Source organism: Arthrobacter sp. Cr_A7, from assembly GCF_029222765.1.
Taxonomy (GTDB): domain Bacteria; phylum Actinomycetota; class Actinomycetes; order Actinomycetales; family Micrococcaceae; genus Arthrobacter.
Window position 1 is genome coordinate 20,334 of the sequence record NZ_JARHXQ010000016.1, and the last position, 8,972, is coordinate 29,305.

9 protein-coding genes and 1 pseudogene are annotated in these 8,972 nt (G+C 67.9%); 8 read left to right on the forward strand and 2 right to left on the reverse strand.

The annotated features are described in order from the left end of the window. The first annotated feature begins 1 nt into the window (after window position 1). From argB to P2Q66_RS00990, 8 genes are all read left to right on the forward strand, one after another. Window positions 2-961, forward strand: coding sequence for an acetylglutamate kinase (argB, locus tag P2Q66_RS00955; RefSeq protein ID WP_079595451.1), 960 nt, complete (start codon window positions 2-4; stop codon window positions 959-961). Beyond that, window positions 958-2,244, forward strand: a complete 1,287-nt coding sequence (locus P2Q66_RS00960; RefSeq protein WP_275724865.1) for an acetylornithine transaminase — start codon at window positions 958-960, stop codon at window positions 2,242-2,244. Before argB ends, P2Q66_RS00960 begins: the two co-directional genes overlap by 4 nt. Further along, complete coding sequence (argF, locus tag P2Q66_RS00965) at window positions 2,241-3,275, forward strand: ornithine carbamoyltransferase (RefSeq protein WP_079595449.1); 1,035 nt, start codon at window positions 2,241-2,243, stop codon at window positions 3,273-3,275. The genes P2Q66_RS00960 and argF overlap by 4 nt, the downstream gene beginning before the upstream one ends. After that, window positions 3,275-3,805: an arginine repressor gene (locus P2Q66_RS00970; protein ID WP_079595448.1), complete on the forward strand. Its 531-nt coding sequence runs from the start codon at window positions 3,275-3,277 to the stop codon at window positions 3,803-3,805. Before argF ends, P2Q66_RS00970 begins: the two co-directional genes overlap by 1 nt. Window positions 3,806-3,850: 45 nt before the next feature. Further along, on the forward strand, window positions 3,851-5,056 hold the full coding sequence (locus tag P2Q66_RS00975; RefSeq protein WP_079595447.1) for an argininosuccinate synthase: 1,206 nt from the start codon (window positions 3,851-3,853) through the stop codon (window positions 5,054-5,056). After that, complete coding sequence (argH, locus tag P2Q66_RS00980) at window positions 5,053-6,468, forward strand: argininosuccinate lyase (RefSeq protein WP_275724866.1); 1,416 nt, start codon at window positions 5,053-5,055, stop codon at window positions 6,466-6,468. The genes P2Q66_RS00975 and argH overlap by 4 nt, the downstream gene beginning before the upstream one ends. An 84-nt stretch (window positions 6,469-6,552) precedes the next feature. After that, a complete protein-coding gene (locus P2Q66_RS00985) occupies window positions 6,553-7,086 on the forward strand; it encodes a pyridoxamine 5'-phosphate oxidase family protein (protein ID WP_275724867.1) in 534 nt (177 codons plus the stop codon). 10 nt (window positions 7,087-7,096) lie between these two features. Beyond that, window positions 7,097-7,858, forward strand: a complete 762-nt coding sequence (locus P2Q66_RS00990; protein WP_275724869.1) for a maleylpyruvate isomerase family mycothiol-dependent enzyme — start codon at window positions 7,097-7,099, stop codon at window positions 7,856-7,858. Between the two features lie 94 nt (window positions 7,859-7,952). Here the strand turns inward: P2Q66_RS00990 and P2Q66_RS00995 are convergent, their stop codons facing one another. Together P2Q66_RS00995 and P2Q66_RS01000 are read right to left on the reverse strand one after the other, a co-directional pair. After that, window positions 7,953-8,447 (reverse strand): methylated-DNA--[protein]-cysteine S-methyltransferase, encoded by a 495-nt coding sequence (locus tag P2Q66_RS00995; protein WP_275724870.1) that lies wholly within the window; start codon window positions 8,445-8,447, stop codon window positions 7,953-7,955. Continuing rightward, a pseudogene (locus P2Q66_RS01000) lies at window positions 8,444-8,972 on the reverse strand (3-methyladenine DNA glycosylase); the annotation flags it as partial. The pseudogene P2Q66_RS01000 and the gene P2Q66_RS00995, both read right to left, overlap by 4 nt.

Below are 8,972 nucleotides of genomic sequence, written 5' to 3' on the forward strand. Positions count from 1 at the left end.
CATGAACACCCAGACGCGCGAGACCACCAGCATGTCCGACGCCCAGGCAAAAGCCGGAACGTTGATCGAGGCCCTGCCCTGGATCCAGCGCTTTGCCGGCACCACCATGGTGATCAAGTACGGCGGCAACGCCATGGTCAACGATGACTTGCGCCGCGCCTTCGCCGAGGACATCGTGTTCCTCCACCACGTGGGGATCCACCCCGTCGTGGTCCACGGCGGCGGCCCGCAGATCAACTCCATGCTCGGCCGGCTTGGCATCGAATCCGAATTCAAGGGCGGACTCCGCGTCACCACCCCTGAAGCCATGGACGTGGTCCGCATGGTGCTCACCGGACAGGTGGGACGGGAACTGGTGGGACTTATTAACTCCCACGGGCCCTACGCCGTCGGCATGTCCGGGGAGGACGGCGGCCTGCTGCGCGCCGTCCGCACCGGGACAGTGGTGGATGGCGAAGAAGTGGACCTTGGACTGGTGGGCGAGGTGGTCGGCGTCGACCCCGCCGGGATCAAGGACATTCTCGACGCCGGGCGCATCCCGGTGATCTCCACCGTGGCCCCGGAAATTGTCGACGGCGGCGACGGCGTCCCCGGTGCCGCCAGGTTCCAGCCCACCGGCCAGGTGCTGAACGTCAACGCCGATACCGCCGCCGCTGCCGTAGCCTCCGCGCTGGGTGCGTCCAAGCTGGTGATCCTGACCGACGTTGAGGGACTCTATGCCAACTGGCCGGACAAGTCCTCGCTGATCTCCTCCATCACGGCCACCGAGCTGCGGGGAATGCTGCCGAAACTCGAATCAGGCATGATCCCCAAAATGGCAGCGTGCCTCAAGGCCATTGACGAGGGAGTGGAACGGGCGCACATCGTGGACGGCCGCCTGCCGCACTCCATGCTTCTTGAAACTTTCACGACCGCGGGAATCGGTACCCAGGTGGTTCCGGACGAGGAGACCAACGCATGAACCAGAATCAGAAGGCCACGGTGGCTGAGCTGGCCGAAATCCCGTTGACCGAACTGGTGGAAACCAGCGGCCACGCAGGGTCGGAGTGGCTGGCCCGCTACTCCACCTCCCTGATGGGCGTCTTCGGCACCCCGCAGCGCGTCCTGGTCCGCGGTGCCGGCTGCCTGGTCTGGGACGCCGACGGGAAGGAATACCTGGACCTGCTGGGCGGCATCGCCGTCAACGCGCTGGGCCACGCCCACCCGTTCGTCACCTCGGTTATCGCCAGCCAACTGGCCACCCTGGGGCACGTCTCCAACTTCTTCACCAGCCCCACCCAGATCGCACTGGCCGAAAAGCTCCTGGCGCTGGCACACGCGCCGGCCGGGTCCAAGGTGTTCTTCACCAACTCCGGCACCGAGGCCAACGAGGCCGCGTTCAAGCTCGCCCGCCGCAACTCCGGTGCAGCCGCCGGTGAAACGCCCACGCGGACAAAAATCGTGGCACTGGAGGGGGCCTTCCACGGGCGCACCATGGGAGCGCTGGCCCTCACCGCCAAGGAAGCGTACCGGACGCCGTTCGAGCCGCTGCCCGGCGGCGTGGTCCACATTCCGTTCGGCGACATTGCTGCGCTGGAAGCCGCCGTCGACGAAACGGTGGCCGCCGTTTTCCTGGAGCCCATCCAGGGTGAAGCCGGTGTCCGCCCCCTTCCGCCGGGCTACCTGCAGGCAGCCCGGGACGCCACCACCAAGGCGGGTGCGCTGCTGATCCTGGACGAGGTCCAGACCGGCATCGGCCGGACCGGCAAGTGGCTCGCCAGCGAGGACGCCGGGATTGTCCCGGACGCCATCACCCTGGCCAAGGGCCTGGGCGGCGGCTTCCCCATCGGCGCGCTGATCACGATGGGCGGGCAGACGTCGTCGTTGTTGTCCGCAGGCCAGCACGGCACCACCTTTGGCGGGAACCCCGTGGCAACCGCGGCGGCCCTCGCCACGCTGCACGCGATCGAAAACCAGCAGGTGCTGGACAACGTGCGCCTGGTGGGGGAGCACCTCAGCTCCGCGCTGGCCGCCGTCCCGGGCGTCACCGAGGTCCGCGGCGAAGGCCTGCTGATCGGCTTCGACCTTGACGCCGACGTGGCGCCGGCCGTGGTGCAGGCCGGGCTGGATGCCGGCTTCATCGTCAATAGCCCGGGTCCGCGCACCATTCGCCTGGCACCGCCGCTGGTCCTCACCACGGCACAGGCCGACTCCTTCCTCGCCGCCTTCCCGGCAATCCTCCAGAAAGCTAAGGACGCCCAGTGACTTCTGCCGTTTCCACCAGCGCAGCCCCTGAGAAGAACACCACCCGGCACTTCCTCAAGGACACCGACCTCAGCCCGGCAGAACAGGCTGAGGTCCTGGAGCTTGCCGCGCGCATGAAGGCGGCGCCCTACAGCGTCCAGCCCTTCGCGGCGGAGGGCAACAGCCGCAAGACCGTCGCCGTGATCTTCGACAAGACCTCCACCCGCACCCGCGTCTCGTTCGCCACGGGCATCGCGGACATGGGCGGCAACGCCCTGATCATCAACCCCGGCGAGGCGCAGATCGGCCACAAGGAATCCGTGGAGGACACCGCCAAGGTCCTGGAACGGATGGTCTCCACCATCGTGTGGCGTACCGGTGCACACTCCGGCCTGGTGGCCATGGCGGAAAACTCGAAGGTCCCCGTCATCAACGCGCTGTGCGACGACTACCACCCGTGCCAGCTCCTGGCCGACCTGCTGGCCGTCAAGGAGCACAAGGGTGAACTCAAGGGCCTCACCATGAGCTACCTGGGCGACGCCGCCAACAACATGGCCAACTCCTACCTGCTGGCCGGGGTTACGGCTGGAATGCACGTCCGCATCGCCGGGCCTGAGGGTTACCTGCCTGCCGCGGACATCGTGGCCGCTGCCGAGGAACGCGCCGCCCAGACGGGCGGCTCGGTCCTGATCACCACGGATGCAGCAGAAGCGCTCAAGGGCGCCGACGTGGTGGCCACGGACACCTGGGTGTCCATGGGCCAGGAAGCGGAAAAGGAAGCCCGGCTGCAGCTGTTCCGGGAGTACTCCGTGGACGAGGCGGCCATGGCACAGGCGGCGGAAGACGCCGTCGTGCTTCACTGCCTGCCCGCCTACCGCGGCTACGAAATCTCGGCAGGGGTCATTGACGGCCCCCAGTCCATCGTGTGGGACGAGGCGGAAAACCGCCTGCACGCCCAGAAAGCGCTGATGGCCTGGCTGATGCACCGCTCCGGCCTGGCATTCGTCGACGGTCTTGCACCCGTTGAAGGCACCGGGGAGAGCACGTTCTAGTGTCCACCAGCCCGTCGGTGCCGGGCTCCAGCCCGGCCACCAAAACCGCCCGCCAGGCGCGCATCACCGCCATCCTGACGGGTGAATCGGTGCGTTCCCAGGCCGAGCTGGCCGCTTTGCTGGCGGACGACGGCGTGCAGGTCACCCAGGCAACGCTGTCGCGGGACCTGGTGGAACTGGGAGCGGTCCGCGTCCGCGGGAAAGAGGGCGTCCTGGTGTATGCAGTCCCCGGCGAAGGGGGCGAGCGGGCCGCGAAAAGCGGCGTCAGCCAGGAAATCCTGGACGCAAGGTTGGCCCGGCTCTGCAGCGAACTGCTGGTGACGGCCGAAGCCTCGGCCAACATCGTGGTGCTCCGGACGCCGCCCGGCGCAGCAAACTTCCTGGCCCTGGCCATCGACCATTCGGTGATGCCGTCCATCCTGGGCACCATCGCCGGGGACGATACGGTCCTGCTGGTCTCCCGGGACCCGCTCGGAGGTCCGGACCTCGCCGCCCGCTTCCTGCAACTGGCAGAGGAAGCCGGGCAATAAGCTTGAAGGCAACAACCAACAAACCCCCAACAAGGAGCATTTAAAGTGACTGAACGCATTGTGCTGGCCTATTCCGGCGGCCTGGACACGTCCGTAGCCATCGGCTGGATCGGTGAAGCCACCGGCGCTGAGGTCATCGCCGTGGCGGTGGACGTCGGACAGGGCGGCGAGTCCCTCGAGACGATCCGCCAGCGCGCCCTGGGCTGCGGCGCCGTCGAAGCCTACGTGGCCGACGCCTCCGACGAGTTCGCCAACGAATACTGCGTCCCCACCCTGAAGGCCAACGCCCTCTACCAGGGCCACTACCCGCTGGTCTCCGCCATCTCCCGCCCCGTGATCGTGAAGCACCTGGTCAAGGCCGCCCGCGAGTTCGGCGCCACCACCGTTGCCCACGGCTGCACCGGCAAGGGCAACGACCAGGTCCGCTTCGAGGTCGGCATCCAGACCCTCGGCCCGGACCTGAAGTGCATCGCCCCCGTCCGCGACCTCGCCCTGACCCGCGACAAGGCCATCGCCTTCGCCGAGGAAAAGGGACTGCCCATCGAGACCACCAAGAAGAACCCGTACTCGATCGACCAGAACGTCTGGGGCCGCGCGGTCGAAACCGGCTACCTCGAGGACATCTGGAACGCCCCCACCAAGGACATCTACGACTACACCGCCACCCCGGAGTTCCCGCCGGCACCGGATGAGGTCACCATCTCCTTCGAAGCCGGCGTGCCGGTAGCGATCGACGGCGTCCGGGTCACCCCGCTGCAGGCCATCAAGGAACTCAACCGCCGTGCCGGCGCCCAGGGCGTTGGCCGCATCGACGTCGTCGAGGACCGCCTGGTGGGCATCAAATCCCGCGAAATCTACGAAGCCCCCGGCGCCATGGCGCTGATCACGGCTCACAAGCACCTTGAGGACATCACCATCGAGCGCGAGCAGGCCCGCTTCAAGGCCACCGTTGGCCAGCGCTGGGCAGAGCTGGTGTACGACGGACAGTGGTTCTCCCCGCTGAAGCGCTCCCTGGACGCCTTCATCGAGGACACCCAGAAGTACGTCTCCGGCGACATCCGCATGACCCTGCACGGTGGCCAGGCCATCGTCAACGGCCGCCGCTCCGACACCTCCCTGTACGACTTCTCGCTGGCCACCTACGACACGGGTGACACCTTCGACCAGTCCATGGCCAAGGGCTTCATCGAGCTGTGGGGCATGTCCGCCAAGGTAGCCTCCGGCCGCGACATCCGGGTCGCGGGTCAGTGACCAGCGCTACCAACGAGGGCGCACTGTGGGGCGGCCGGTTCGCCGGCGGCCCCGCGGATGCCCTGGCCGCGCTGAGCAAGTCCACGCACTTCGACTGGCGGCTGGCGCGCTACGACATCGCCGGTTCCAAGGCGCATGCCCGCGTGCTGCACAAGGCAGGGCTGCTGGACGACGGCGAGCTTGAGGGCATGCTCTCGGCCTTGACGCAGCTGGACGAGGACGTTGCTTCGGGCGCCTACCTGCCGGCGGAGTCCGACGAGGACGTCCACGGTTCCCTGGAGCGCGGCCTCATCGAGCGGGCCGGGGTCCAGCTGGGCGGCAAGCTCCGCGCCGGCCGGTCCCGCAACGACCAGGTGGCCACCCTGGGCCGGATGTTCCTGCGCGACCATGCCCGGATCATCGCCCGCGGTGTGCTCGTAACGGTGGACGCCCTCGTGGACCAGGCCAAGGCCCACCACGGCGTGGCCATGCCGGGCCGCACCCACCTGCAGCACGCCCAGCCGGTCCTGCTCAGCCACCACCTGCTGGCCCACGCGTGGGCGCTGCTGCGCGATGTGCAGCGGCTCCAGGACTGGGACAAGCGGGCCGGTGTGTCCCCGTACGGTTCGGGCGCGCTGGCAGGGTCCTCGCTGGGCCTGGATCCCGAAGCCGTGGCGGCGGACCTTGGCTTCTACTCGGCAGCCCACAACTCGATCGACGGCACCGCATCGCGCGATGTCTTCGCGGAGTTCGCCTGGGTGTGCTCCATGATCGGTGTGGACCTGTCCAGGATCTCCGAGGAAGTCATCTTCTGGGCCACGAAGGAGTTCTCCTTCGTCACGCTGCATGATTCGTACTCCACGGGGTCCTCGATCATGCCGCAGAAGAAGAACCCGGACGTGGCCGAACTGGCCCGCGGCAAGGCAGGGCGCCTGATCGGCAACCTGACCGGGCTGCTGGCCACGCTCAAGGGCCTGCCGCTGGCGTACAACCGCGACCTGCAGGAGGACAAGGAGCCGGTGTTCGATGCCGCCGACACCCTGGAGCTGCTGCTTCCGGCTGTCTCCGGCATGATTGCGACGCTGAAGTTCAATACTGAGCGGATGGAGTCGCTGGCACCGCAGGGCTTCGCGCTGGCGACGGACATTGCCGAATGGCTGGTCCGCCAGGGTGTGCCGTTCCGGGAGGCGCATGAGCTGTCCGGTGCGGCGGTCAAACAGGCCGAAAGCCGAGGCGTGGAACTGTGGGACCTGACCGATGAGGAGTATGCCGCCATCTCGGACCACCTGACGCCCGAGGTCCGGACGGTCCTGTCCACGGAGGGGTCGCTCAACAGCCGCAACTCCCAGGGCGGCACCGCACCCGCCGCCGTCGAACGCCAACTGGTTGCGCTGGAAGCCGAGCTCGCGGGCGTGCGGGAGTACGCCGGCTAACCACCCCGCGAGATGGCACTTCGCGGCAATGTTTTTCATAAACACTGCCGTGAAGTGCCATCTCGCGGCGTTTAAGCTGGACGCATGAGCGAAACGTTCCGAAAGTTCCTTCGCACGCTTCCCGACTTTCCGGAGTCGCTGCCGGGCTTTGACCCGGAGAACGCGCCGGCAGATCCCGTTGAGCTGTTCAAACAGTGGCTGGACGAGGCGCTGGCCGCGGGGGAGCAGCAGCCGCACGCGTTCAGCCTCGCCACGGTGGGCGGGCAACAACCGTCCTCCCGGATGCTGATCCTGAAAAACATCGACGACGACGGCTGGCACTTCGCCACATCCCGCACCTCCCGCAAGGGCCGGGAGCTTGCCGAGGCACCGCGGGCGGCCATGAACTTCTACTGGCCCTCCCAGGGCCGGCAGGTCCGGGTGGCGGGTCCCGTTGTGGAACTGTCGGCGGAGGCGTCCGCCGTTGACTGGCACGAGCGGCCCCGCGCCGACGGCAGTGACAACCCCAACTGGCAGCTCTACGCAGTGCAGCCCACGGAGTACGAGTTCTGGCAGGCCAGCAACGACGGCGAGCACGTGCGGCACCGTCTCGGTCCCGACGGCAACCGTCCGGGCTAGTATGGGCGCCATGACAGCTCCCGCACCCGATGACCTGATCGCATGGCTCCACAAGGCCGCCGACACCGTTGCCGCTGATGCTGCAAAGTTCAGCGACGAGGACGTGCGGGCTCCCTCCGCCCTTCCGAAGTGGACACGGGGGCATGTCCTGGCCCACCTCACCGGGATCTCGAACGCCATGGCCCGGCAACTCGAGTATGCAGCGCGCGAGGAGACCATTGAGTTGTACGACGGCGGCATGGAGGGCCGGAACAGGGCCATCGAGATGGCTGCCGGACATGACGCCGCCACCCACCGTGCAGACCTCGGCGCGGCTCTGCAACGGGTCCTCAAGGCCTTCGATGCGCTGCCGGACGTCAAGGATTCCTCGGCCCACCGCATCGGGTGGTGGGCGCCCATCGCCTACCGCGGGGGCGTGGTGCTCGACGGCGGCCTGGCGCTCTGGCGCGAACTCGTCATCCATGCCTCGGATTTGAACACGGGCAGGGGACCGGAAACGTGGAGCCGGCCGTTCTGTGACCACCTGTTCGAATTCCTCGCTGCCCGGGTACCGCCGGAGGACAAGCTGGTGCTGCAGCCGTTGGGCCTGCCGCCCGTGAGCATCGGCAGCGGCAACCGTTCCATCGTGGTCAGCGGCATGCTGACGGACATTGCCGCGTGGCTGGCCGGCCGCGAGCCATCACTGGGCAGCCTGCGGGCGTCTGCCGCCGCCGACGGCACCGACCTGCCCGAACTGCTGCCCTGGCCGGCAGGCACTCCGGCCCCCAAATAGCCGGACAGGCCTTCCGTTGCCCTATCAGTCTTGGTCGCTAAAACCCTGGTTTGGGAACCACAAGTGATAGGGCATCAGCAAGAGGGCCGATAACTCATTTCGCTTCGCGGGCCAGGAGGCTCTCCTTCACGCGCAGGCCCCAGCGGAACCCGCCCAGCGAGCCGTCCGTCCGGATGACGCGGTGGCAGGGAACAAACAGAGCAGCGGCGTTGAAGGCGCAGGCGCTGGCGGCGGCCCTGACGGCTTTGGGGTTGCCCGCCAAGGCGGCGTACTCCGTGTAGGTCACCGGAAAACCGGGTTTGACCAGCCGGAGGACGTCCCAGGCGTGGCCCCGGAACGGCCCCGATTGCTGCCGGACAGGCACGTCCATGGAGGGGCCGGGATCGCCGTCGTAGAAGGCCTCCACCGCAAGCGAAACCGCACCCAGCCCTGAAACCGTCTCAATGGATGACGGCAGCAGGGCCGGGTGGATCTGGCCGGTCAGTTCGGTGACCTCCGCTGTCCAGCCGGAGGCCAGGACCACCCCGTCCCGGGCCAGGATGGTGAAGGGGCCGTCCGGCGTGGACATCGTGAGCAGTTGGGCTTTCATGGCATCACTTTCTGGGGAACTTCGTTCAGGGCAAGGCTTTTGGGTGCGGCGGCGGCCCGCCACAGGTGCATGGTGGCGTAGGAGCGCCAGGGGCTGACTTCCTGGAAGTCCGGGCTCAGTTCGGTGTTGCCGGCGGACAGGGCCCGGATCCCGTTCCGGACGGCGGCGTCGTTGGCAAGGAAGACGTCGGGGGCGCCAAGCACCCGCATTGCCACGTAGCCCACTGTCCACGGTCCCACACCGGGCAGCGGAAGCAGCATGGCGGTGAGGCCGGGAAGGTCGTTGCCGTAGCCCGGGTCGATCCTGCCTTCTGCCATGGCGGCGGCGGCGTTGAGGAGTGATTCCGTCCTCCGCCGGGGGCCGCGCAGCAGATGTCCCGCCTCCGCAATTTCCGACGGCGTGGGGAACAGCCGGTCCAGTCCGTCGCCGGGGACGGTGCTGGGGCGGCCCGCTGCGGACAGCTGGGTCAAGGCGGTCCGGGCGGCAGCCACGGTGATCTGTTGCCCCACCATCGCCCGCACCAGC

Bases quoted from the DNA above. Each gene is read 5' to 3' on its own strand.
- P2Q66_RS00960 (WP_275724865.1), top strand. From the start codon at position 958: ATGAACCAGAATCAGAAGGCCACGGTGGCTGAGCTGGCCGAAATCCCG.
- P2Q66_RS00995 (WP_275724870.1), bottom strand. From the start codon at position 8,447: ATGAAAGCCCAACTGCTCACGATGTCCACGCCGGACGGCCCCTTCACC.
- argB (WP_079595451.1), top strand. From the start codon at position 2: ATGAACACCCAGACGCGCGAGACCACCAGCATGTCCGACGCCCAGGCA.
- P2Q66_RS00990 (WP_275724869.1), top strand. From the start codon at position 7,097: ATGACAGCTCCCGCACCCGATGACCTGATCGCATGGCTCCACAAGGCC.
- P2Q66_RS00985 (WP_275724867.1), top strand. From the start codon at position 6,553: ATGAGCGAAACGTTCCGAAAGTTCCTTCGCACGCTTCCCGACTTTCCG.